The sequence below is a fragment of the Duncaniella sp. genome (assembly GCF_029056165.1).
Lineage (GTDB): Bacteria > Bacteroidota > Bacteroidia > Bacteroidales > Muribaculaceae > Duncaniella.
This window is the reverse complement of sequence record NZ_JAIDBW010000019.1, coordinates 1-24,018: the sequence shown is the minus strand read 5'-3', so window position 1 is coordinate 24,018 and position 24,018 is coordinate 1. Positions and strand designations below refer to the sequence as shown.

The window sequence follows — 24,018 nt, the reverse complement described above, 5'->3', positions numbered from 1 at the left end:
CCCAATCAGCCTAACCACGAACAAATAATGCGTCCGTCTCCCAAACAGCTAAACCGCGAAGCGGTGATGCATTCATATCCCCCTACCGATTATTCAACGCATCTTTAGAAGATGGCGGAGCTGACGGAGGCTGACGATAGAGACTATCACTGCGACAGGAAGGAGCAGAAGGGAGGAGGAGACTGCAAATGTAAATACTATAGCAGCAACACTAAGAGCTACGGTTATTACAGCGGCTCTGACTATACGCCGTGGGACAGTCAACCCGTAACGTATCCTATAGACAACACCAATGATAAGAAGATAAAGAAGATACCACAGCGTGTAGCTCACACCAAGTCCTCCGATGCCCCACTCACGATAGCAGACTATGTTAAGGGCAAGTCCGGCGACTCCGCTGATCGACTCCGTGACGATGAAGGCGTGGCCGTCGCCCTTGGCAAGTATGACGTATGACATGCAGTAGGAAATACCCCGCAGAATGACTCCCGCCATAGCTATGGAGATAAAGGGGGTGGCCTCCTCGAAACGTGCATCATAGAGCAGACGGACTATGTAAGGCGCAAGTGACAGCAGAAAGAGCACTGCCGGAAGCAGGAGCAGGAACATAAGCCACATCTCATGAGCCACGAATACACCTAAACGGCGCGGAAAACGGACCACTCCTGAAATGCGTGGATAATACTCGGTAGCGACGGCTGCGAAAATCATCCCGACGTAGCGGTTGACAACGGTGTAACCGGCCTGATAGAGACCCACTTCCATATCACCCGCCCGGCTATTGAGATAGGCGATGAATACATAGCTCATGGCCTGAGTGATGAAATCGGCCGCGGTCATATAGATTCCGAGGATGATTATGTGTCGGCCGAATGAGAACGTGTCACGCATCGTGACCGTTTCCCGACTACCGGCCTTCCGCTCACTGAATAGAAACGTGGAGACACAACCGAGTGCAGCGCAGACTATTATGGATGGGACGACACTATCGAGGCCCCAATAGTAATACATGGGGATGGAGGCCGCCAACCCTGCTCCGACTCCACACACAGAGGCTTTGGCAAGCCGGCGCAGCTGTCCGAGGCCCTGCATGACAGCTTCCTCGGCAGAGGAAACGGAAAGCAGGAAGATGACGGCAGAGAGAGCCACGTAGCTCAAGGTCCGGTCATCCGAACCGAAAGTCCACCGGCTCAGCAAAGGGGCACAGGCCATCATCAGCACCGCACCGAAAAGCCCAAGCAGCCAACCCCAGCGACGAACCACGGTAACCATCCTCGCGCGCAATTCCGGTGAGCCCTGCGAGGCGATCCCACGGACCGAACTGGAGGGAACTCCAAGCTGCGCAAGGGTTCTGACAGTCTCGACAGCATTGTTGAAGATTCCGAACAGACCCACACCTGCCGGACCGAGCCACAAGGCCACCAGCTTTACCCTCACGACACCGAACAGTATCTGCAACATCCTCACGCTGCCGAATAGCCCCATCGCTTTCAGCACCCGCCGGGAGACCGCGCTGCTCATCGCCGTGCCTCCTCCCAAGGATTGTTGACGCGCGAAGACCCTATGCCCACACCGCGCAGCATCTCCCATAAAGCCGTCCAGAAACGCGACTGACCTGCGCGCGACAATCGCCACGCTTTGAGGGGGACGCGCATCGGAAAGGTGAACGGAAAGGCGAAGTACATGTAGGCACCCCACGCACGCAGTACGCAAGGATCAGTGACGGGACGCGTGCCGGTGGTAGGGCCGGTATGAGTGGTGATGACTATGGGGAAGAAGCGGCAGTTGAGCTTCAGTTTACGGGCGGTCAGCAACAGCATCTCCTCCTCGGCGGCATGAAGCCAAGGCGAGCCGAGGCCGAAGGCAGGGTGGAAACGCAATTTCGATGCAAGTCCGCGCGGACGTACCGCCACCTCAAAAGAGGTCTGGTAAAATCCTTTCGGAAGACCTGAAGTCAGGTCACACTCGGACGAGGGATAGATTTTAGAACCGCTACCGTCAAACATGAACGAGGCATAGTCCAACGACGGATTATCCTCGAACACCCTCCTGACAGCATTCAGTTGCTCCGGAGTGTAGCGCAGATCATCGTCAGCCACGAGCCATACGTCGGCCGTCGAAGCCTCGATGGCATTATTGCGGTTGAAACTCAACCCCTTCTGATCAAGGCGCAGGACATCGACATCCGTGCGCGAGGCAAGAGATGCGGGGACTTCGGCATCATGATGCTCCTGCCACGAGACAATATAGCGCACACCCGCCACAGCCGGCAGATCCATAGCCTCGACACGGAAGATTCCGGCGGGAGTGTAGGTGCATATCAGCACATCAAGAGTCAATCGTGGCGTAGTGGTAGTCATCATGATAAAGTAAGAGGTTGGAAGTTCAGACGGCTTGTCCAGAAATCAAGCGCGCGGGCTGCGACGGTTCTATAATCATTATGCCGAACGACAAATTCACGGCTCTGCAACCCGCGCGGGCGGATTCCTTCGGGGTGCAGAACGACGTCCTCAAGCGCACGCACGACCGATTCATAGTCAGGTTCGACATGTATCACCGGATGCAGCTCCTTCTCGCCGATGAAGTCATAAAACTCAGGCGTACCACCTGAGACAGTGTTCAGCCCGTAGGCCATAGCCTGAAGGGCATTTGTAGCGGGAGTGTAGCTGTAGAGCTGGTCAAGCACCACGTGAGCCGACTTCAGGAGTTCGAGATATTCGTCGTAGGGGCGGTTCTCGACAATAACAAGCTCCGCACGGTCAGGATAACGGTCAACCACCGCACGTGCGGCCCACTCCATGACATCAGTTCCTTTTTCGAGCAGACGGTCTTTGTAACGTCCGAGAAACAGCCTTACTTTCGACGGACGGTCGGACAGATCGACAGGACGGATAGCGTCCGTGTCTATAGGAATCCCCGCGTAAGCAATCTTATCCTCAGGAAGTACACGCCGCAGAGCCACTTGGTATTCATAGAGGGCGGACACCGCCCCATCTACTGAAGTATAGAAGTGGCTGTCGAGACGGCGCATATCGGGCGCGAGCCAACGGTCGCAGATGTCGGGATTGGCCTTCAGATAGGGAGAGTCCTCGCCATAGATGCGAAATTCGTTATAGCGCAGCGCGGTGGCAGGATCAAGACACTCGGCCACGTAGTTTGGATCTGTTCCGAGTGCCGTGCAGAAGACGGAGCGGTTGTTAGCTTTAAGATAATCGAGGAGCTGCGCCTTGCGGCCGGGACGAAGCTCTATGAAGGACTGTGAACAGAGGCTCACGATGTCGAATCCTCTCAATTTCTGCCTGAGCCCCAAGTTGAGGCGCAACCAAAGGTCAAGCCCACCGATTTTACCCTTGAAACGGCGACGGAGATCAATGTCACGTCCCGTGTCGAGCCAATAACCACCGTTGGAGGCCACGACCGTCTCATGGCCCAGCTCGCGCAGGCCACTGGCAAGAGTGCGGTGGTAAGACGAGGCATCCCCGACAAAAAGTATTTTCAGAGGTTCGGTCATGGACAGGATTCGGTCAGTCATGAAATATTCGAAATTCGGGGGAAGCAATACCGAAACCACATCCGTATTGCATCATCGTCCGCGCTTACAGCTTTTTGCGGAATGCACGGCGGCGGCGGTGCTGCCTCTTCTCGAAGTAGTCCCACTGCGACTGCACCTGTGAATTGCTCTCAAGTTCGAGATTGGTCTCGGCATATTTGATTCCATTCTTGATGTAGAGATTCAGCAGGTCATAGAAAAAGAGCGAGTTGACACCCTTGGACTGATATTCGGGCTTGACGGCTATAAGAAGGAGGTCAATAACGTCGTTATGACCCTTCATGGCACGGAGAATATGATACCATCCGGTCGGGAACAGCCTTCCGCGACATTTGCGCAATGCCTCGGAAAGTGACGGCAGGGAGATGCCGACACCTACAAGTTCACCGTTCTTATCGACCACTACACTGACATACTCCAGACGGAGAATACTGAGATACATGTCGATATAGTAGTCGATCTGCCGTTCGGTAAGCGTGCAGTAACCGTAGAGGTTGGCGTATGCCTCGTTGATAAGATGGAAAAGCGCGTGGCCGTAGTCCTCCTTGATTTTCTTGGGAGAGGTGTATTTGAGGATACGCAGATCATATTTCTTGAGTACGATCTCGGCAATACGGGTCATCTTCTCCGGCACTTTATCAGGCACAGTGATACGGTATTCCACCCAGTCCGTGTCCTTGACATATCCGAGACGTTCGACCTGCTGACGGTAATAGGGATAATTATAGATGGTGGCCATCGTGCCCATTTCGTCGAAACCCTCGACGAGCATTCCTTCACGGTCCATATCAGTAAAGCCCATCGGGCCGATTATTTCAGTCATACCGCGGTCGCGCGCCCATTCCTCGGCAGTGGCGAAGAGGATATCCGTCACCTCATCGTCGTCAATGAAATCGACGAAGCCGAAACGCGCCTCTTTCTTGCCCGTACTCTCATTGAGACGGTCGTTGATGATGGCCGTTATGCGGCCCACGGGCTTTCCGTCACGATAAGCCATGAACGACTGGGCGCGGCAATAGTCAAACGCAGGATTTTTTCCGGGGAGCAGCGTGTGGACCTCATCAAAAACCAGATTCGGCACGAAACAGTCATTGCCGTCATAGAGGTCAATCCCGAATTTCACATATTTTTCAATTTCTCTCTTTGTGGGCTTCAGAGCCTTGATGATAACAGCCATGATCAGTCGGTTGATTCAGTTTTGATGCTTGGTTCTATGTCGGAGAGAGGTGTGGGACGATATGGAGAGTTGAGCCAGAGGAGAAGTGCTATCATGGCCACGAGGAATGTGATGATAGCGATATAGATGGTGTTGGGCTTACGGTCGGCGAGAGCGAGACGGAGCGAGCTGATGTCGCGGTAGCGGCGCGACTGATCAGGATTCAGACAGCGTTCGGCCACCTTGCGCAGATGTGGATGCGGAGTCCCTATTGCATCAAGGGCGACCGTGAGCACCTTTCCGTAGTTCTCGATGTCCTCGCTCGCATCCTTGGGAGTGATGTGTGACTTCTGATCGAAGCCCACATCTATGAGCTTGAGATTCCCGACATTCTCGGTGAAAATGATGCGCGAGGGATCGAGGGGATGATGCTCAAGATGGTTGGTCTGTATGTAGTCGAGCGCATCGACGAGCTGATGCGAGAGCTTGTGGATATGATCCTCCGTCACCTTTCCTTCCCGGATGAGTTTCGCAAGGGAATCGCCATAGACATCGTCGGTGATGATGCACATTCCAAGTCCCGGCACTTCCTCGAAATCATTGATCATGATGATGTGGGGATGAGCGAGATTGTAGCGCACCTCAAATTCCTTTTCGATCATCTGATCATACTCCGGAATACCTTTCAGCTCAGGACGGAGAGTTTTGAGCATCAGCCATTTGCCAAATTTCTTGGCAGTATAGACATGATAGAATTCCTCATCCCATTCGGGAAGATGCTCTATTTCGGTCCATTTTTCCGTAGCGGGCATGGATGAAGTGTTTGAGGGATTGCTGTCCATAGCGATGTTCAAGGTGATGAGAGTTTTAAGTACCGGGTCACAGAGAGCCTGCAGGCACACCGGTGTTCAATGTGCAAATATACGGATTTTTTTCAAAACCAGCATTATTCGCACAAGGCTTCATCGGGATTCATGTAATAGAGATGTCCCGTGGCACGCGAGGTGGCCGTGTAGAGCCAGCGGTAGAAGTCAAGCCCTTGGGCTTCGGGGGGAATACCACCCATGTCCACGAAAACATTGGGCCACTGCGCACCCTGCGCTTTGTGACAGGTAACGGCGTAGGCATATTTTACCTGAAGGGCGTTGAAATACTCATCGGTGCGCAGACGCCGCAGACGGGTCTCGTAAGGAATATCGGGCGCATTGACCTCCGGATCGGCCATACGTGCCTGCGCCAGAGCTTCCATCCGCTCGCGTGAGAGCGACGCGCTCTCATCGGTGAGCGTGTCGAGGAATATACGGCATTCCACATCGACATCGCGGTCAGGAAGATTGAGGGTGACGTTGGCAAAACGGAAACCATATTTCTCTTCAGTGGAATGGACGGCGGCAACTACGGCGACATCGCCGTTGGCTATGAAATCAAGTCCTTTTATCTTGGCAGACCAAGTGTAGTTGTTCTTCGCTATGAGCAATCGCTCACCCTTGACGAGTTCCTCCTCATAATCGAGTATCTGCGAGCGTATGCCGAGATTGAAGGCCGTCGCGCGGCGGTTCGAGCGGGTGATCACAGCTGTCGCAGCCGCACCGTCGCGGCGATAGCAGCCACCGATCGCATCCAGTACCTCCTCCCCTTCCACCACCGAGACATCGGAGTAGGAACTGAGGATGATCTTCGGTTCGGGAAGCGGATCGACAAGCATGGCCCGCCGCAGCCACGTGGCATTGCGCAGTATGCCTGAATTGCGGGCCTGACGGACGGTGTCGGTGAGCACCGCACGCGACACATGGAGGCCGAGTTCCTTATAGCGTCGGGGAGTCATGGCCGGACTTTCAGTGCATCCGACCGGCGGGAGCTGAGCGACATCGCCGAGAAGGATCAGACGACAGTTATCACCGGTAAAGACGTATTGCAGAAGATCCTCAAGCAGACCGTTGTTAGGAGTCATGGAAGTTGTATCAGCTTCATGGTCTCCTATCATGGATGCCTCATCGACAATGAAGACTGCGTTACTCAGACGATTGTCCTGCAACATCGTGAAGCCTCCCGACAGATTTCCACCCGGTCCGCGGTAGATCTTGCGATGTATGGTGTAGGCCGGATGAGCCGAGTGGGCACTGAACACCTTGGCGGCGCGTCCAGTCGGGGCGAGCAACACTACCGGACGCTCGACCTCTTCAAGTGCCTTTACAAGCGCACCGGTCAGCGATGTCTTACCCGTGCCGGCATAACCGTTGATGATGAAGACTGAATCGGACGGCGTGGCGGAGGAGCAGAAACGGGCCAGCGCGTCAATAAGCATACCCTGCTGCTTATTGGCGGTATAGGGCAACTTCGCCCTGACCAGATCTGCAAATTCTCCGACAGTCATAACATTATGTTAAACGTAAAGCTACCGCCGAATAGTTCGTGGAGATGAAAGAAAATAAGCACGGTTACCGAATATTTCTGTATATTTGCAGAATATAGTCGTATCGTAATAATAATCTCCATAATCATGAACCCTGCATTACATTCAGAGAATGAAATAATACTATATCAGCCGGATGCCACTCTTTCACTGGATGTCAGAGTTGAGGATGAAACTGTGTGGCTTACACAGCAGCAAATCGCACAGTTATTTGGAGTGAAACAGCCCGCTATATCAAAACATCTTAAAAATATATTTGAAAGCGGGGAATTGGATGAAAATTCAGTTTATTCCATTTTGGAATATACTGCCTCCGACGGAAAGAAATATAAAACTCGCTTTTATAATTTAGATGCTATCCTTTCTGTGGGTTATAGAGTAAATAGCCTTAATGCAACACTATTCCGCCAGTGGGCCAATAAAATACTGAAGGACTATCTTCTGCGCGGCTATAGTATAAACCAACGGTTACTCCATCTGGAGAACCGTATTGATCATCGGCTTTCCGAACATGACCATCAGATAAAGGAACTTAACGACAAGGTCGATTTCTTCCTGCGCACCTCATTACCACCCAGAGAAGGGATACTATTTGACGGTCAGATTTTTGATGCCCACAGATTCATAAATGATCTGATCCGTTCGGCATCCCGACGCCTGATATTGATTGACAATTACGTCGATGACACAGTTCTAACCCAATTGGACAACCGCAAGGACAATGTCGCCGCAATAATCTATACCCAACAGATCTCTAATGCCTTCAAGCTGGACATCGAACGTCACAACAAGCAATACACACCCATCGAAGTAAGAATTGCACATAAAATTCATGACCGCTTCCTCATAGTGGATGATACCCTTTACCACATAGGCGCATCAATCAAAGATCTCGGTAAGAAGCTTTTCGCCTTTTCTAAAATGGAAACACCGCCGGATATAATTCTTGATAATATCCACGTCCAGTGAATAACACCCATTTAGCGGCACAAGCCGAGAAGCGAGAAGTCAGTGTATATACATAAGGATAAAGTGTTAAATTTGCCCAACTTTAAATAAAAAACAAAGCGATTTCGGAGAATGGTACTCGGAAATCGCTTTGTTTGTGGAGTATAGCGGACTCGAACCGCTCACCTCGACACTGCCAGTGTCGCGCTCTAGCCAGATGAGCTAATACCCCGTTGATGTTTGTGGTGCAAAGGTAAGGAGCTTTTTCGGCTTTTGCAAGGGTTTTGATGATTTTTTTGTAATTTTGCATTTATAATTTTCAGGTTTCGGATCGGAGAAATCCCCGTGACTCCCCCATCCGTTCTGGAACTGAGAATGTATGAATCAGACTATATATGGAGAATAAAGATACTATACGCCGCCCGCTGCTGGGCATGACACTTTCTGAACTCGAAACCGTGGCCGCAGAGGCTGGATTGCGTAAATTCGCGGCGAAGCAGATGGCGCGACGGCTCTATGTGAACCGCGTCACTTCCATCGATGAAATGACGGAACTATCCAAACCGGCGCGCGAATGGCTCAACGAGCATTACTGCGTCGGTCTGCAAGCTCCGGTAAAGGCTTCGCATTCGACAGACGGCACGGTGAAGTATCTTTTCGCAACCCGCGGCAAGGATTTCGATTTCCTGACCGGCGGACGTGGCGGACGCGATATTGAGGCCGTATATATCCCTGACCATGACCGCGCGACACTTTGCGTATCGTCACAGGCCGGGTGCAGGATGGGATGTAAGTTCTGCATGACGGGCCAACAGGGCTTTCACGGCAATCTTACGGCTGCCGGGATCATCAACCAGATATTCGCCATACCCGAAAGCTCCAAGCTGACCAACCTCGTGTTCATGGGCATGGGCGAACCGATGGACAATATCGACGAGGTCATGAAGGCCCTTGAGGTGCTCACCGCTCCGTGGGGACTCGCGTGGAGTCCCAAGCGCATCACCGTATCCAGCATCGGCAAACTCGACACCCTCCGCCGTCTGCTCGACGAGACCAAGGTCCATGTGGCCATCAGTGTCCACTCCCCCTATTCCAAGGAACGCGAGGAAATCATGCCCGTCGAAAAGGCATTTCCTGTGTCAAAGGTAATGGAAGTCCTCAAGGGATACGATTTCGCCCATCAGCGACGTCTTTCAGCCGAATATATAATGTGGGGCGGGGTCAACGACGATATACGTCATGCCGATGCCCTCGCACGCCTGCTGCGGGGGCTGGACTGCCGCGTGAATCTCATACGCTTCCATGCCATCCCCGGCTTCAATCATTCGACAGCCTCGCAGGAGTCCATGGAACGATTCCGCGACCGCCTGAACGATCAGGGGATCACGGCCACCATCCGCACCTCACGCGGCGAGGACATCGAGGCGGCCTGCGGTATGCTGAGCGGCGAAGGCAAGACGTGATTCAATTGTCGAGACGGTCGAGATAAGGCTGGAAAAAGTTGCGTCCAAGAGCATTGGATATGCGCAGCAGGAGTTCCGAATCAATACTCCTGCGGTTAAAGATCTTGTAGATATTGGACCGGTTACATCCGAGTTCATCCGCGAGCCAGACGGCTGTCTTTCGCTGGACTCTGAGCTCCTCCCTGATAAGGGTACCGATCGAAGGGTATGTGAATGAAGAATGCGTCATGTTTCTGTCAGGCGGCAGTTATAAGGATGTTTTTCTTGGTGGAAGCGGAGTCACGGTGAAAGCGGAATCCGCCTGAAGAATATAAAATCATGAGGGCCACAGGCCATCTGAAGAGACGCACTTAAAACAAAATAAATTGGGGCAGACTCCCGATTCATACTCAAATACCCTGTCTGAGGCACCGCCAAGCGCCTTTGTCCACGGAACAAGTATAAAAAGACAAGTCAGCCCCTATTTCGAGCATATAAACTAATCCTTTTCCTTGTTCCCCGCGGACTGAAGATATTGGCGGTTTCCAGACAGAGGGAACGTGAATCCGATCCGGTCTCCCGACTGTCATCATCAAGGAAGGATCAGGGGTTCACAACGCAAAGTTAAGGAGGATTTCTCATCAATTCAAACAGACAAGCTAAAAAAACGGCGATAAAATCATTAAAAAAGATTAAATCGGCTTTAGCGGACTTAAAGGCGTAAACCGCCCCGCCATTCCGCTTGTTGTAAGTTTTGGATGACTGAGTCCATACGCAGTCACTCCCGGAAAGCACGATTTATTTAAAAATTATTAATAGAGAAATTTTTCTTTAATCCTGTGTTTCAATACCGAAAAAAGTAAGTAACTTTGCAGTCGGATAAGAAGCATTTCTTCGCCAAGACATGCAAATCGCTTATACATTATATTTACTTATAACGCAAGTTAAGGTACATAAGATTTTTTAGGAAAAATAATTATCAATTTCATATCAAACTCTTCAATACAACAATGAGTACAATTGATTTATCCCAGTATGGCATCACCGGCGCAAAGGTGATCCACAATCCCAGCTATGACCAGCTCTTCATCGACGAGACCAATCCCGAACTTCAGGGCTACGAGAAGGGTCAGGTAACAGAGCTTGGCGCTGTCAACGTTATGACCGGTATCTACACCGGCCGTTCGCCCAAGGACAAATTCTTCGTAAAGGACGACACCAGCGCAAACTCAATCTGGTGGACAACTGAAGAATACAAGAACGACAACAAGCCTATCACTCCCGCAACTTGGGACGCCCTCAAGGCTATCGCCGATAAGGAACTTTCAAACAAGACTCTCTACGTGGTTGACGCATTCTGCGGCACCAACCCCGATACCCGTCTTGCTGTCCGCTTCGTGATGGAAGTAGCATGGCAGGCTCACTTCGTGACCAACATGTTCATCCGCCCCACCGAAGAGGAACTCAAGAACTTCAAGCCCGACTTCGTAGTGCTCAACGCTTCTAAGGCTAAGGTTGAAAACTGGAAGGAACTCGGCATCAACTCCGAGACTTGCGTTGCCTTCAACCTCACCGAGCGCATGCAGCTCATCATCAACACTTGGTACGGTGGCGAGATGAAGAAGGGTATGTTCTCAATCATGAACTATTACAACCCCCTCCGTGGCATCGCTTCAATGCACTGCTCGGCCAACACCGACAAGCAGGGCGAAAACACCGCTATCTTCTTCGGCCTCTCAGGTACAGGCAAGACCACCCTTTCTACCGACCCGAAGCGTCTCCTCATCGGTGACGACGAGCACGGTTGGGACGACAACGGCGTGTTCAACTACGAAGGTGGCTGCTACGCTAAGGTTATCAACCTCGACAAGGAAAGCGAGCCCGATATCTACAACGCCATCACCCGCGACGCTCTTCTCGAAAACGTAACTGTCGATGCTGAAGGCAAGATCGACTTCACCGACAAGAGCGTGACCGAGAACACCCGCGTAAGCTACCCCATCAACCACATCAAGAACATCATCGTTCCTTCTCGCGGTCCCGCCGCTAAGAACGTGATCTTCCTCTCGGCTGATGCATTCGGCGTTCTTCCTCCCGTTTCTATCCTCACCCCTGAGCAGACCAAGTACTACTTCCTCTCAGGCTTCACAAGCAAGCTCGCAGGTACAGAGCGCGGTATCACCGAGCCTACCCCCACCTTCTCTGCTTGCTTCGGCGCAGCATTCCTTTCGCTCCACCCCACCAAGTATGCTGAGGAACTCGTTAAGCGCATGGAACAGAGCGGTGCCAAGGCTTATCTCGTGAACACCGGCTGGAACGGAACAGGCAAGCGTATCTCCATCAAGGATACCCGTGGCATCATCGACGCTATCCTCGACGGCGCAATCCTTTCTGCTCCCACCAAGCAGCTCCCCATCTTCGACTTCACCATCCCCACCGAACTCCCCGGCGTAGATCCCAAGATCCTCGATCCCCGCGACACCTACGCAGATCCCAAGGAATGGTATGTCAAGGCTGACAAGCTCGCTGAAATGTTCATCAACAACTTCAAGAAGTTTGAGGGACACGAAGCAGGTAAGGCTCTTGTAGCTGCCGGTCCTCACCCCGAAAAGGCATAAAGACCATCTGACTGCCTGAACGCAGTTCAGCAATCATAAAAATCCAAAGCAGGGCGCACACCGACATTCTGACGGGCGTGCGCCCTGCTCCTTTCTTATCTAAAAAAACATTACCGCTATGACTACCCGCAACATATTCCTCTGCATCCAGTGTGCCATCTACATCCTGACACTCATCCTCTTTGCCCTCAAAGCAGCCAACGTCGAACTGCTTATCCTGATGACCCTCTCGTTTGTCACCTTCATCGGCCTCTACCTATCGTCGAAATCCCGTGACGGGAAGAGTTAAGATAACGGTCATATCCTCACCCGTCCCTTAAAAAACCGGCCGCGCAGCCATCCACACCACAGCCACCGAACTCATGGCATCAGGAGGAGGAAAAGCGTTGTGGAAACGGGAGAGAATTAATGAAATTTTTCGCTAAGTTATAGCTGACGGATGAAAACTTTTGAGTAAATTTGCATTGCCAGTAGGGATGCATTTCAATGCGTCCGCCATAGGCACGGAAAAACCGTAAATTATCATCCAATTCTATAAAATCAACTTAAAGCGAATAAATTATGTCAAAGGTTACAGTTGTAGGCGCCGGTAACGTGGGCGCAACTTGTGCTGATGTGATCGTGAAATTCGGTATCGCCGACGAGGTTGTCCTCCTCGACATCAAGGAAGGTGTTGCCGAAGGCAAGGCTATGGACATCATGCAGACTGCCAACATCCTCAACATCAACACCCGTCTCGTAGGTGTCACCAACGACTATGAGATGACAGCAGGCAGCGACGTCGTGGTCATCACTTCAGGTATCCCCCGCAAGCCCGGCATGACCCGCGAAGAGCTCATCGGCGTGAACGCCGGCATCGTCAAGTCTGTGACCGACCAGCTGCTCAAGCACTCACCCAACGCAATCATCATCTGCATCTCCAACCCGATGGATACCATGACCTACCTCATCCACAAGGCCAGCGGTCTCCCCAAGAACCGCATCATCGGTATGGGTGGCGCACTCGACAGCGCACGCTTCAAATACTTCCTCTCCATCGGTCTCAACGCCAATCCCACCGAGGTTGAAGGCATCGTGATCGGCGGCCACGGCGACACCACCATGATCCCCCTCGTGCGCTACGCTGCATGGCGTGGTGTTCCCGCTACCAACTACCTCTCTGACGATCAGCTCGCAAAGATCGCTGCTGACACCATGGTAGGTGGCGCAACCCTCACCAAACTCCTCGGCACTTCAGCATGGTATGCTCCCGGTGCAGCAGGAGCACAGATGGTTAAGGCTGTCCTTCACAACGAGAAGAAGCTCATCAGCGCATCCGCACTCCTCGACGGAGAATATGGCGAGAAGGATCTCTGCATCGGTGTTCCCTGTATCATCGGCAAGGACGGTATCGAGAAGATCGTTGAATTCGAGCTCAACGACGCTGAGAAGGAACTCTTCCACAAGAGCGCAGAAGCTGTCCACAAGACAAATGCCGCTCTCGCTTCAGCTCTCTGATCATCCGGCCTGAACAGGCAGTAACGGATATAACGAATCCAACCTTTCAACCCACATTTCTCCGCTCCAGCACAGTCCATCAAACGCCACGGAGCTGAAGAAATGTGGGATTTTTTAACCCCTTCGAATATAAGTAGCAACCAACTTCTTAAACCCAACATAAATTTATGAAACTAAGACATCTCTGCCTATCTCTCATCTCGGCTGCTGCTCTCGCATCATGCGGCAACAGCGCGACAGCCGAACAACGCACCGATGCCACCAACACTACCCCCGACAACGGAGAAGTCGTGAAGCTGACAAGCAACACCACAATCTCCCCAGACAAGAAACTACCCATTGTCATCGACTTCAACGCTACTTGGTGTGGACCATGCCAACGCTTCGCACCGATCTTTGAAGCTGTCGCCAAGGAATATGGTGACAAAGCCATCTTCATGTCAGTTGATGTCGATGTAGCCCCAAATGCAGCCCATCAGTTCGAGGTTACCGCCATTCCGCAGGTGAGCATACTCATGCCGGACGGCAATGTCACCTCAACCGTAGGTTTCATGGAAAAATCCCAGTTCCTGCAGTTCCTCAATTTTTAATAATGCATTTTTGTAATGCATTATGAATTACCCCCATGCCATCTGATTCGATAAATGGAGAAACGTCTATTTCTGCTTGATGCCTACGCGCTCATCTACCGCGCCTATTATGCCCTGATCCGCTCGCCCCGCTTCACCGGGGCAGGATTCAATACATCGGCCATATTCGGATTCTGCAACACTCTTGACGATCTATTGCGCAAGGAGAATCCATCGCACATAGCTGTGTGCTTCGATCCACCAATGGGAACAACCTTCCGTCACTTGGAGTATCCTGAATACAAGGCTCAACGCGATAAGCAGCCGGAGGACATCACGGCCTCCATCCCCTACATCAAGCGCATACTTGAAGCGTACCGCATCCCGGTGGTAGAGGTGGAAGGCTTTGAGGCCGACGACGTGATCGGCACTCTCGCCGTGCGTGCCCGTCAGGAGGGTTTCGACACCTACATGATGACCCCCGACAAGGACTACGGGCAGCTCGTGACGGACCACATATTCATGTATCGTCCGGCCCTCAAGGGCGAGGGCTTCGAGATACGTGACTCAGCCCGCGTATGCGAGAAATACGGCATCTCCGATCCGAAACAGGTGATCGATCTACTCGCACTCGAAGGCGACGCATCCGACAACATTCCCGGGTGTCCCGGTGTCGGTGAAAAAACCGCCCGGACGCTCATAGAGGCATGGGGATCAGTAGAAAATCTACTTGAAAACACCGATAAGCTCAAAGGCGCACTTCAGAAGAAGGTGACTGAGAATGCCGACAAAATCCGGATGTCGAAGCATCTCGCCACCATCCGCACCGACGTGCCTCTTGACATTGACATTCCCGATCTCATCCGTAAGGAAATCGACATCGATATGCTTACCGAGATCTACACCGAACTGGAATTCCGCACACTGCTCGGACGGCTCAGAGCGTCACGCAAGGCCGCCGAGACTGTCAAGGAAACCACCATTCCTGCTCCTGCCACGCCAGCTCCCGCTATGCCCGACAACTCCGGTATGGCATCGCTGTTTGACACCGGCGGTGACGATGTCCCGGCCTCCGAACTTCAGTCAACCTGTGAGGAACGCCACTATCGGATCGTCACCTCCCCTGCCGAAGCAGCAGCCGAGATCAGCCGACTCTCCAAAGCCCCGGCTATCGGCATGGCCCTCTACGCGGTGGGTGAGGAAGCGATGACCGCACGCTGGGAGGGGCTCGCACTTACAGCCGATGAATGTAAGGCCATCTATATTCCGCTTAACGACAGTTCCACACGTCAGGAAATCCTCGCACTGATCGAACCCCTGTTCACAGGTGAGACCACACTTGTCAGCAACGACGTGAAACGCGACTATCTCCTGCTTAAAAATGCAGGTATCAACCTCTCCGCTCCCTACTTCGACACAACTGTAGCCCACTATATCATCGATCCTGAGATGAAGCACGAGCTACGCTACGTCGTGGCCAAATATCTCCGCCTCGAACTTCAGGGAGTTTCACCCGACGCCAAAGCCGGCCACCCGAAAAAAGCACTCGGGCTCGAAGAGGCCGTCAGCCGCTACTGCGAGGAGGCCGATCTGGCACTCCGGCTCCGCACCCCGCTTTTCGACGAGATAGCCAAGCGTGAAATGACTCCTCTGCTGGATGAAGTGGAGCTTCCGCTCATACGGGTGCTCGCAGAGATGGAATTTACAGGCGTGCGCATAGACTCACAGGTGCTTACCGACCTCTCCGCCCGCCTCAAGCAGCGCGTACGCGAGATGGAGGAGGAAGCATACGTGATGGCCGGAGGACCGTTCAACATCGGATCGCCCGCACAGGTCGGCATGGTGCTGTTTGACCGTCTGCAGATCGACCCCAAGGCAAAGAAAACCGCACGCGGCTCCTACTCCACTACCGAACAGATACTTGAGAAGTATGCCCCCAAAGTGCCGCTCGTGAGCCTGATCCTCAAGATCCGCCGTCTGAAAAAACTGATTGCCACTTATCTCGACGCTCTGCCGGAGATGGTCAATCCACACACAGGAAAGATCCATACATCCTACAATCAGACCGTCACCGCCACCGGCCGCATATCGTCAACCAATCCCAATCTCCAGAACATTCCCATCCGTACGGACGACGGACGTGAGATACGCCGCGCATTCATCGCCGATCCGGGCGACCTGATCATGAGTGCCGACTACTCGCAGATCGAACTCAGACTCATAGCCGACCTCTCTGCCGACAAGGACATGATCGAAGGTTTCCTCTCCGGCGACGACATCCACCGGATCACGGCCTCGAAAATCTACGGCGTACCGTTGGCGGATGTCACCGAGGATCAGCGTCGCCACGCCAAGACAGCTAATTTCGGCATCATCTACGGCATCTCGGCCTTCGGCCTTTCCGAACGTCTCGGCATAGGCCGTGCGGAGGCACGCCAGCTTATCGACGGCTACTTCGCCACCTATCCCCATATCCGGGAATATCTCGAAAAAGCCGTTACCATTGCCCGCGAACAAGGCTACGTGACCACCAAGATGGGACGCCGCCGCTATCTGCCCGACATCAACTCGCGCAATGCCGTGGTCCGCAGCTATGCGGAGCGCAATGCCGTCAACGCTCCGATCCAAGGATCGGCCGCCGATATAATAAAAGTAGCCATGATCCGTATATATAATGAGATGGAGAGCCGTGGCCTGCGCTCACGAATGATCATGCAGGTCCACGACGAACTCATATTCAATGTCCATCCGTCCGAACTTGACGAGATGCGGACACTCGTCATCAAGCAGATGGAAGGGGCATTCCACGGTGCTGTCCCCCTCACCGTATCGGCCGGAGTCGCATCCAACTGGCTTGAGGCTCATTGATAATCATCCGCTAAACCTATTCCCCACCAACAAAGAAATGACACCCGAAGAAAGAACCCGCATAGAAGAGCGCGTCGTCACGATGCTCAAAACCGTCTATGACCCCGAAATCCCCGTTGATATCTACAATCTCGGTCTCATCTACTCGATAGACCTCGATGACGACGGCAATCTGAAAATCGACATGACCCTCACCGCCCCCAACTGCCCGGCGGCTGACTTCCTTGTGGATGATGCCCGCATAAAACTCGAAAGTATCGAGGGCGTGAAAAGCGTCGATATCCGGATAGTCTTCGAGCCGGAATGGAACAAGGACATGATGACCGAGGAAGCCAAACTCGATCTCGGATTCCTCTGATCGATCCTTCTACGCGCATTTCATACGCTACTCCCCTCTCGTCCCCACACAAATTTTTTCCATTATCTATCCCCCGCCCCTGATGTCCATCCGGAACAACACCTATTTTATAAGCGATCTTCACCTCGGAGCTTCCTACATAGCTAATCCGCGCGCCCACGAACGCCGGGTCGTAGAATTTCTGGACCACATCGCTCCGGACTGCAAACGGCTGTTTCTTCTCGGCGACATCCTCGACTACTGGTGGGAATACCGAACGGTGGTCCCGCGCGGATTCACCCGCTTCTTCGGCGCACTCGCCCGTCTCGCCGACAGCGGCGTTGAGATCGTATGGTTCAAGGGCAATCACGACATCTGGATCTTCGACTATCTCCCACAGGAAATAGGTCTTACAGTTCATGACGGTATCATGGTCACTGAACTTGACGGCCACCGTTTCCTCATGGAGCACGGCGACGGCGTGGGACGGCTTCCATGGTCATTCCGCAAGTTGCGCGGACTTTTCAGAAATCGTGTGGCCCAGAAACTCTATGCAGCCATCCATCCCCGATGGACCATAGGCTTCGCGCACTCATGGTCATCCCACTCACGCAAACAGGGTGGCTACACCCCTTCCGAGCGGGCCGGTGATAACCTTGTCAATTTTGCAAGGACCTATAATGCCGACCATGCCGATGAAAAAATCGACTTTTTCATCTTCGGCCACTGTCACACCATCCTTGACTCCACCCTTCCCGACGGTTCGAAAATCATTATTCTCGGCGATTGGATAAGCCGTTTTTCCTATGCCGTGTGGGATGGAAAGGATATAACAATGAAACGATTTGAATAAAAAATAGAACAAATTTTATCTCCAAGTAGATTTTTAACAATTCTTACTATCAATTTTATACCATTTTATATCATTATAAATCAACGTAATACACTTTTCAAAATACAAAATTGTTGCATTGTGATATAAAATTATGTTGGATAACATAAAGAAAAATTTGTCCACCGCCAATTATTGGCCTACCTTTGCATCACGAACCTAAAACAATCTTTTTTACCTTAGAAATTGTACCTATTGGAAACTCATAAAAGGGAGCTGCGTGAAGCAGTTCCCTTTTAACATTTTTTCTACTCTCCGGCTATTGCACAATTAAAATACATGTATTAACTTTGCAATGAAATCAAGATTGTAACGATTACAAATCTGTTAATATTTTTCCACCAATAATGCAGACATATATTTTCACAACACAGGAAATACTCGATCTTCTTTCCGACGCCGGCGTAAAGCCTTCGGCTCAACGGATGACGATCCTGCGCTATCTGATGGAAAACCGGATTCATCCCACCGTCGATGAAATCTTCAAGTCACTCCTGCCCGACAATCCCACTCTTTCGCGGACCACGGTCTATAACACACTCCGTCTCCTCGAAGCGTCAGGCATAATCCGCTCCATAGGGACAGGTGGAGGCGACGGTACGCGATGGGACTATTCCGACCATGACCACGGTCATTTCCTATGTACATCATGCGGTCATGTGACAGATGTCGATTACGATTCTGCATCGACCTCGTTCACGCTCCCGCCCGAAGGATACACAGTCCACTCAGCCGACGTGATCTTCAAAGGCATCTGCCCGGAATGCTCCGGAGCATTAAAATAATCCAAGATAAAAAATCAAATTTCGTATATATATCCATCTTTTAAACAATCATCAATTTTATGAAAAAGAAATTCATCTGCACCGTATGCGGTTATGTTCACGAAGGTGACGAAGCTCCCGAAATCTGCCCCATCTGCAAGGCTGACCGTTCAAAATTCAAAGAACTCGATGAAGAAGCTGCCCTCGAATTCGTAACCGAACACGTGATCGGCATCGCCAAGGATACCGATGATGAAATGAAGGCTGACCTCCGCGCCCACTTCGAAGGCGAATGCGCTGAAGTAGGTATGTATCTCGCCATGTCTCGTCAGGCTGACCGCGAAGGCTATCCCGAAATCGCTGAGGCTTTCAAGCGTTATGCCCTCGAAGAGGCCGAGCACGCTTCAAAGTTCGCTGAGCTCCTCGGCGAGTGCGTATGGTCAACCAAAGAGAACCTTGAGAAGCGCATGTCAGCTGAAGCCGGTGCCAACGCCGACAAGATGCGTATCGCCCGTCGTGCCAAGGAACTCAACCTCGACGCTATCCACGATACCGTACATGAAATGGCCAAGGACGAAGCCCGTCACGGTCAGGGATTCCAGGGTCTCTACAACCGTTATTTCAAGAAATAATCACGGTATAGCCAACCCATAGGATTCAATCCGACACTATAAGCGCGCCCCGTAGCATTCATTGGCTATGGGGCGCGTTTTGTATAGTAAAAAGTGTCATTTCAACACCAATAGTTAATAAACATTAACAGAATCATTTTTCTTGTAACAAAATTGTCGAAGTTTTGTAACTATGTTGTAACTTTGGCGCGATATATAGGCACAAGTCTATAGATATGTCATGATTGACATATTAAAATTTACAAAATAAATTACCTTCAAAACACAGCCAGCAGAGTCATGAAACTCCATATCTTAACGGCCATCATCAGCATACTCGTCGCTACATGCGCCACGAGTTGCCGGACGACCTCTAACGGCGACGTTTCCCAGAACACGCAGGAAGAGAAACGCCTCAAAACTCTTGCGAAGTTCAATCGTGACAGCGCGTACTCCTACGTTCGCCGTCAGGTAGCATTCGGGCCTCGCGTGGCTGGAACAGAAGGCAATCGTCTGTGCCGCGAATATATCGCCAACGAATTCCGTCGCCACGGAGCTGAGAATGTAAGGATTCAGGAGGGTGAAGTCACCGCTTTCACCGGGACAGTCCTGCCGATAGGCAATATCATGGCCTCACACAACCCGGAAATCAAAGACAGGATCCTCCTCGTGGCTCACTACGACACCCGCCCTTGGTCGGATTCCGATCAGAACGAGGAAAACCGCATCCACCCCGTCATCGGTGCTAACGACGGTGGCAGCGGTGTGGGCGTCCTGCTCGAAATCGCACGCCAGCTCAAATCTGCGCCTGCGCCTGTTGGCGTTGACTTCCTCATTGTCGATGCCGAGGACTACGGACAAGCCTCCGGCTTCTCTAACCATGACTCTTCTTGGTGTCTCGGAACACAGTACTGGACGGAACACATGCCCTACGCCTCCGATTCGCTCCCCCGCTATGCAGTCCTTCTCGACATGGTAGGCGGAATAGACGCCAAGTTTCACCGTGAATACTTTTCGGACCGCAATGCCCGCAAGATTGTTGACAAAGTGTGGTCCATCGGCGAACGATCAGGTTATCAGGATCGTTTCGTAAATAAGAATGGTGGCTCAGTGGTCGATGACCATATCTTCCTGAATGAAGCCGGAATCCCTGCTATCGACATCATCGAATCAAAGAATGATAACACGGGAACATTCCCTGCCACTTGGCATACGTCCAACGACACGATGGAAAACATCGATCCCGCCTCACTTGAAGCAGCTGGACAGACCCTGCTCAACCTCCTACACAACGAGATCCGCTGCATGGAATAAATCCCCCTACAGATAAAAAAATTGTAAGATACCATACGCAACAAAAAAAGCAGACAGCACGTCCAGATAAAGCAGACGCGCTGTCTGTTTGCATTTATCGCACCGTATCAAATTAAAGGATGGGATACCGCAATGCGGTGTCCCATCCTCGATATATTTATGGTCTGTTATGAAACTGACTTATTACTGGAGCGTTCCCTGATTGGCCTGCTCGATCATCTCCTTGCTTGCGGTGATGAAGATTTCAACTCGACGGTTCTGTGCACGACCCTCGGCAGTAGCATTGGATGCTATGTAGTCCTGCATCGGGAGACCTTCGGCAGCGAGACGGCTTGCAGCCACACCACTGTTGAGAAGATAATTACGGACAGCGTCGGCACGACCGGTAGCTACGCGCTCGTTAACTGCAAGCGAACCGGTGTCGTCGGTATAGCCGTAGATCTGCACGTTTGTGCCGGGGTTGTTGATAAGTGAAGCGGCAAACTTGCTCAGGTCCGTACGGGCACTTGCGCTGAGAGTAGTACCGTTTGTGGGGAAGAGGATACCTCCGTTGAAGGTAACCTGAATAGCCTGAAGACCGTTCTCGTCAGTCACCTGCTTGATTTCAGCCTGCTTGGCAAGCTCAGCCTGAAGTTCAGCCTGCTGCTTGTCCATCTTTTTACCGATGAGCACACCTGCGCCTGCACCTACTGCTGCACCGATTGCCGTACCGATTGCGGCACCTTTGCCACCGCCGATAAGCGCACCGAGACCTGCACCGAGTGCTGCACCACCGCCGCCACCGATAGCGGCACCCTTACCTGTATTGGTCCATGATGAACATCCCGTTGAAAGAAGCACACACACAGCCATTGCCGGTATTCCTAAAGCTTTTGCGAGTTTCATTTTTATATATTTTTTAGTTAACGTGTTAAAATCGGACAAATGTAGTCATTTATTCCTACATCTACAACTTCCCCGTTCCGGAATCATATCGCCGGTGATGACACGTAGGCGAGTAATCCATCTTCCGCAGGGATGTAGTGTATAGTTATTACATTCATAAGCAAATAAAAGTTCGTGACACAGGAGTAATCTTTGACAAAATTTTCATAATTTTGTAAGCGTTATGCTTACGTCACGTCCTTCCGTCGGCATAACCGACCCGGAAACACTACTAACGGAAAGGGTCTTAAACGAAGGTTAACCTTAAATACTGTCATGTCAACAAAGCGTTTATCGCCGAAAGGCAACCTCCTGCTCTATCACGCAGGGGCTGCGATTGCTGTCATTGGCTGGGGAGTCTCGTTTATTTCCACCAAGGTGCTCCTCGACAATGGACTGCACCCCATCGAGATCTACATTTACCGTTTCGTTCTCGCTTATCTGGCCATCCTGCTGGTAGCACATAAGAGAATATTCAGCAATTCATGGAATCATGAACTGACATTCATGCTCGGCGGACTGTTCGGCGGATCAATCTATTTCATCGCGGAAAATGTAGCTCTTGAATACACACTCGTGAGCAACGTATCACTGATCACATCCCTCTCGCCGCTCATAACCGTCCTCCTCATCGGAGCGGTCTATCGCACGGACCGTGTCGGCAAAGAGACTATTTTCGGTTCGGTACTGGCCTTCCTCGGCGTAGGGCTGGTGATATTCAACAGCAGTTTCTCATTGAGCATCAACCCGCTCGGCGATCTTCTCTCGCTCCTCGCCGCCATCAGCTGGGCCATCTACAGCATAATCATCAAGAAACTTAGTCCACAATACAGCGCGCTTTTCATCACGCGCAAGACATTCTTCTATGGAGTGATAACCGCCATCCCATTCCTCCTCATCGAACCATCCATCACTCCACCGACAGTGTTGCTCGAACCGAAGCTCATAGCCAATCTTCTCTTCCTCGCACTGTTCTGCTCCATGTTCGCCTATCTGATGTGGGCCGCCATCAATGCAAAGATCGGTGCGGTCAAGGCTTCGAATTACATGTACTTCCAGCCGGTCGTCACCCTCGTTTTCTCCTATCTGATCCTCGGAGAGAAAATATCAATTGTCGGCTTCACCGGTTGTGCGATGATCCTCCTCGGCGTATGGCTTGCCGACTTCCTTCAGAAACGTAAGCTGCGCCGGGCAAGCTGAACATAGACCGGCTTCTTAATATGATTTTTTACAAACCATCATTATACGATTACACTAAATGAAGAAATCACTTCTGAGCGCACTCCTCGTCAGTGCCACTTTAGGTGCGGGTGCAGTCACGCCGCTGTGGTTACGCGACGTACGCATTTCGCCCGACGGCTCAACGATAGCCTTCACCTACAAGGGCGACATCTACACCGTACCCGCAGCCGGTGGTCAGGCCCGTCAGCTCACCACACAAGGCTCCTACGAGTCAGAGCCGGTATGGTCACCCGACGGTAAGAAAATAGCCTTCGCAAGTGACCGTGAAGGGGGTACAGACATCTTCATCATGGATGTCAACGGTGGCCCTGCGACACGTCTCACCTTCAATTCGGCAGCCGAAATCCCGCAGGGCTTCACGCCCGACGGCAAGGCCGTCATCTATTCCGCCTCAATTCAGGATGCACCCTCCGCACTCCTCTTCCCGTCGGCATGGATGACCGAGCTTTACTCAGTCCCAGTCAGCGGTGGCCGTCCCCGTCAGATCCTCTCCACTCCGGCGGAGGCAGTCAACTATCTCCCCGATGGAAAATCCTTCATCTACGTCGATCGTAAGGGCGGCGAGGACCAATGGCGCAAACATCACACCTCATCAGTCACCAGAGAGATCTGGAAATATGATGCGGCTACCGGACGCCATAGCAACATCACGAATCATCCCGGAGAAGACCGCAGTCCGGTGGTCACTCCCGACGGTAAGACAATGTATTTCCTTAGCGAACGTGACGGAGGTACTTTCAACGTCTATTCAATGGATCTCTCAGATCCATCAGCCATCAAGGCTCTCACGGATTTCAAGACACACCCCGTACGCTTCCTCTCGCGTGGTGCTGACGGAACTCTTGCGTTCACTTACGACGGCGAGATCTACAC

The 24,018-nt window shown here is 51.9% G+C and carries 21 protein-coding genes, 1 tRNA gene and 1 pseudogene; 14 read left to right on the top strand and 9 right to left on the bottom strand.

Annotated elements, in window-relative coordinates:
• Window positions 1-93: 93 nt before the first annotated feature.
• The 6 genes from K2G41_RS04975 to K2G41_RS04950 all read right to left on the bottom strand — a co-directional run bounded on the left by K2G41_RS04975 (window position 94) and on the right by K2G41_RS04950 (window position 7,080).
• On the bottom strand, window positions 94-1,539 hold the full coding sequence (locus tag K2G41_RS04975) for an oligosaccharide flippase family protein (RefSeq protein WP_300115340.1): 1,446 nt from the start codon (window positions 1,537-1,539) through the stop codon (window positions 94-96).
• Window positions 1,518-2,363: a glycosyltransferase family A protein gene (locus K2G41_RS04970; RefSeq protein WP_300115336.1), complete on the bottom strand. Its 846-nt coding sequence runs from the start codon at window positions 2,361-2,363 to the stop codon at window positions 1,518-1,520. Before K2G41_RS04970 ends, K2G41_RS04975 begins: the two co-directional genes overlap by 22 nt.
• Window positions 2,360-3,532 carry a glycosyltransferase family 1 protein gene (locus tag K2G41_RS04965; protein WP_300115333.1) on the bottom strand — a complete coding sequence of 391 codons (1,173 nt, stop codon included), beginning with the start codon at window positions 3,530-3,532 and terminating at the stop codon, window positions 2,360-2,362. The genes K2G41_RS04970 and K2G41_RS04965 overlap by 4 nt, the downstream gene beginning before the upstream one ends.
• A gap of 64 nt (window positions 3,533-3,596) precedes the next feature.
• Window positions 3,597-4,727, bottom strand: a complete 1,131-nt coding sequence (locus K2G41_RS04960) for an N-acetyltransferase (protein WP_300115331.1) — start codon at window positions 4,725-4,727, stop codon at window positions 3,597-3,599.
• A gap of 2 nt (window positions 4,728-4,729) precedes the next feature.
• Window positions 4,730-5,548, bottom strand: coding sequence for a hypothetical protein (locus tag K2G41_RS04955; RefSeq protein ID WP_300115329.1), 819 nt, complete (start codon window positions 5,546-5,548; stop codon window positions 4,730-4,732).
• Between the two features lie 104 nt (window positions 5,549-5,652).
• On the bottom strand, window positions 5,653-7,080 hold the full coding sequence (locus K2G41_RS04950) for an AAA family ATPase (protein WP_300115323.1): 1,428 nt from the start codon (window positions 7,078-7,080) through the stop codon (window positions 5,653-5,655).
• 126 nt (window positions 7,081-7,206) lie between these two features.
• On the opposite strand from K2G41_RS04950, the gene rhuM reads away from it, so the two are divergent.
• Window positions 7,207-8,088, top strand: coding sequence for a RhuM family protein (gene rhuM, locus K2G41_RS04945; RefSeq protein WP_300115321.1), 882 nt, complete (start codon window positions 7,207-7,209; stop codon window positions 8,086-8,088).
• 137 nt (window positions 8,089-8,225) lie between these two features.
• Here the strand turns inward: rhuM and K2G41_RS04940 are convergent.
• Window positions 8,226-8,299 (bottom strand) — tRNA-Ala (locus K2G41_RS04940).
• 163 nt (window positions 8,300-8,462) lie between these two features.
• Between K2G41_RS04940 and rlmN the strand changes: the two genes are divergently transcribed.
• Complete coding sequence (gene rlmN / locus K2G41_RS04935; RefSeq protein ID WP_300115319.1) at window positions 8,463-9,530, top strand: 23S rRNA (adenine(2503)-C(2))-methyltransferase RlmN; 1,068 nt, start codon at window positions 8,463-8,465, stop codon at window positions 9,528-9,530.
• Window position 9,531: 1 nt separating this feature from the next.
• On the opposite strand, the gene K2G41_RS04930 is transcribed toward rlmN, so the two are convergent.
• Complete coding sequence (locus K2G41_RS04930; protein WP_300115316.1) at window positions 9,532-9,759, bottom strand: helix-turn-helix transcriptional regulator; 228 nt, start codon at window positions 9,757-9,759, stop codon at window positions 9,532-9,534.
• A 760-nt stretch (window positions 9,760-10,519) separates the two neighbouring features.
• Between K2G41_RS04930 and pckA the strand changes: the two genes are divergently transcribed.
• The 10 genes from pckA (at window position 10,520) to K2G41_RS04880 (ending at window position 20,979) form a co-directional block, all read left to right on the top strand.
• On the top strand, window positions 10,520-12,127 hold the full coding sequence (gene pckA, locus K2G41_RS04925; protein WP_300115314.1) for a phosphoenolpyruvate carboxykinase (ATP): 1,608 nt from the start codon (window positions 10,520-10,522) through the stop codon (window positions 12,125-12,127).
• A 118-nt stretch (window positions 12,128-12,245) separates the two neighbouring features.
• The gene (locus tag K2G41_RS04920) at window positions 12,246-12,416 is read left to right on the top strand and encodes a hypothetical protein (protein WP_300115311.1); all 171 of its coding nucleotides are present in this window, start codon (window positions 12,246-12,248) and stop codon (window positions 12,414-12,416) included.
• Between the two features lie 272 nt (window positions 12,417-12,688).
• On the top strand, window positions 12,689-13,624 hold the full coding sequence (locus K2G41_RS04915; RefSeq protein ID WP_300115309.1) for a malate dehydrogenase: 936 nt from the start codon (window positions 12,689-12,691) through the stop codon (window positions 13,622-13,624).
• A 167-nt stretch (window positions 13,625-13,791) separates the two neighbouring features.
• Window positions 13,792-14,214 carry a thioredoxin domain-containing protein gene (locus K2G41_RS04910; protein ID WP_300115306.1) on the top strand — a complete coding sequence of 141 codons (423 nt, stop codon included), beginning with the start codon at window positions 13,792-13,794 and terminating at the stop codon, window positions 14,212-14,214.
• Window positions 14,215-14,268: 54 nt separating this feature from the next.
• Window positions 14,269-17,061 (top strand): DNA polymerase I, encoded by a 2,793-nt coding sequence (gene polA, locus K2G41_RS04905; RefSeq protein WP_300115302.1) that lies wholly within the window; start codon window positions 14,269-14,271, stop codon window positions 17,059-17,061.
• 37 nt (window positions 17,062-17,098) lie between these two features.
• Window positions 17,099-17,419: an iron-sulfur cluster assembly protein gene (locus K2G41_RS04900; RefSeq protein WP_297073686.1), complete on the top strand. Its 321-nt coding sequence runs from the start codon at window positions 17,099-17,101 to the stop codon at window positions 17,417-17,419.
• Between the two features lie 82 nt (window positions 17,420-17,501).
• Window positions 17,502-18,251 (top strand): UDP-2,3-diacylglucosamine diphosphatase, encoded by a 750-nt coding sequence (locus K2G41_RS04895; protein ID WP_300115299.1) that lies wholly within the window; start codon window positions 17,502-17,504, stop codon window positions 18,249-18,251.
• A 386-nt stretch (window positions 18,252-18,637) separates the two neighbouring features.
• Window positions 18,638-19,075: a Fur family transcriptional regulator gene (locus K2G41_RS04890; protein WP_300115295.1), complete on the top strand. Its 438-nt coding sequence runs from the start codon at window positions 18,638-18,640 to the stop codon at window positions 19,073-19,075.
• A gap of 59 nt (window positions 19,076-19,134) precedes the next feature.
• Complete coding sequence (locus K2G41_RS04885; protein ID WP_300115292.1) at window positions 19,135-19,686, top strand: NADH peroxidase; 552 nt, start codon at window positions 19,135-19,137, stop codon at window positions 19,684-19,686.
• Window positions 19,687-19,965: 279 nt separating this feature from the next.
• On the top strand, window positions 19,966-20,979 hold the full coding sequence (locus K2G41_RS04880) for a M28 family peptidase (RefSeq protein ID WP_300115289.1): 1,014 nt from the start codon (window positions 19,966-19,968) through the stop codon (window positions 20,977-20,979).
• Between the two features lie 183 nt (window positions 20,980-21,162).
• On the opposite strand, the gene K2G41_RS04875 is transcribed toward K2G41_RS04880, so the two are convergent.
• Window positions 21,163-21,864: an OmpA family protein gene (locus tag K2G41_RS04875; RefSeq protein ID WP_300115286.1), complete on the bottom strand. Its 702-nt coding sequence runs from the start codon at window positions 21,862-21,864 to the stop codon at window positions 21,163-21,165.
• 315 nt (window positions 21,865-22,179) lie between these two features.
• Between K2G41_RS04875 and K2G41_RS04870 the strand changes: the two genes are divergently transcribed.
• Window positions 22,180-23,103 (top strand): DMT family transporter, encoded by a 924-nt coding sequence (locus K2G41_RS04870; RefSeq protein ID WP_300115284.1) that lies wholly within the window; start codon window positions 22,180-22,182, stop codon window positions 23,101-23,103.
• A gap of 58 nt (window positions 23,104-23,161) precedes the next feature.
• Window positions 23,162-24,018, top strand: a pseudogene (locus K2G41_RS04865) (peptidase S41); the annotation flags it as partial.

Coding starts and splice junctions, on each gene's coding strand:
- K2G41_RS04890 (WP_300115295.1), top strand. CDS start 18,638: ATGCAGACATATATTTTCACAACACAGGAAATACTCGATCTTCTTTCC.
- K2G41_RS04880 (WP_300115289.1), top strand. CDS start 19,966: ATGAAACTCCATATCTTAACGGCCATCATCAGCATACTCGTCGCTACA.
- K2G41_RS04895 (WP_300115299.1), top strand. CDS start 17,502: ATGTCCATCCGGAACAACACCTATTTTATAAGCGATCTTCACCTCGGA.
- polA (WP_300115302.1), top strand. CDS start 14,269: ATGGAGAAACGTCTATTTCTGCTTGATGCCTACGCGCTCATCTACCGC.
- rhuM (WP_300115321.1), top strand. CDS start 7,207: ATGAACCCTGCATTACATTCAGAGAATGAAATAATACTATATCAGCCG.
- K2G41_RS04870 (WP_300115284.1), top strand. CDS start 22,180: ATGTCAACAAAGCGTTTATCGCCGAAAGGCAACCTCCTGCTCTATCAC.
- rlmN (WP_300115319.1), top strand. CDS start 8,463: ATGGAGAATAAAGATACTATACGCCGCCCGCTGCTGGGCATGACACTT.
- K2G41_RS04955 (WP_300115329.1), bottom strand. CDS start 5,548: ATGGACAGCAATCCCTCAAACACTTCATCCATGCCCGCTACGGAAAAA.
- K2G41_RS04915 (WP_300115309.1), top strand. CDS start 12,689: ATGTCAAAGGTTACAGTTGTAGGCGCCGGTAACGTGGGCGCAACTTGT.
- pckA (WP_300115314.1), top strand. CDS start 10,520: ATGAGTACAATTGATTTATCCCAGTATGGCATCACCGGCGCAAAGGTG.
- K2G41_RS04970 (WP_300115336.1), bottom strand. CDS start 2,363: ATGATGACTACCACTACGCCACGATTGACTCTTGATGTGCTGATATGC.
- K2G41_RS04930 (WP_300115316.1), bottom strand. CDS start 9,759: ATGACGCATTCTTCATTCACATACCCTTCGATCGGTACCCTTATCAGG.
- K2G41_RS04910 (WP_300115306.1), top strand. CDS start 13,792: ATGAAACTAAGACATCTCTGCCTATCTCTCATCTCGGCTGCTGCTCTC.
- K2G41_RS04920 (WP_300115311.1), top strand. CDS start 12,246: ATGACTACCCGCAACATATTCCTCTGCATCCAGTGTGCCATCTACATC.
- K2G41_RS04960 (WP_300115331.1), bottom strand. CDS start 4,727: ATGGCTGTTATCATCAAGGCTCTGAAGCCCACAAAGAGAGAAATTGAA.
- K2G41_RS04950 (WP_300115323.1), bottom strand. CDS start 7,080: ATGACTGTCGGAGAATTTGCAGATCTGGTCAGGGCGAAGTTGCCCTAT.
- K2G41_RS04965 (WP_300115333.1), bottom strand. CDS start 3,532: ATGACTGACCGAATCCTGTCCATGACCGAACCTCTGAAAATACTTTTT.
- K2G41_RS04900 (WP_297073686.1), top strand. CDS start 17,099: ATGACACCCGAAGAAAGAACCCGCATAGAAGAGCGCGTCGTCACGATG.
- K2G41_RS04875 (WP_300115286.1), bottom strand. CDS start 21,864: ATGAAACTCGCAAAAGCTTTAGGAATACCGGCAATGGCTGTGTGTGTG.
- K2G41_RS04885 (WP_300115292.1), top strand. CDS start 19,135: ATGAAAAAGAAATTCATCTGCACCGTATGCGGTTATGTTCACGAAGGT.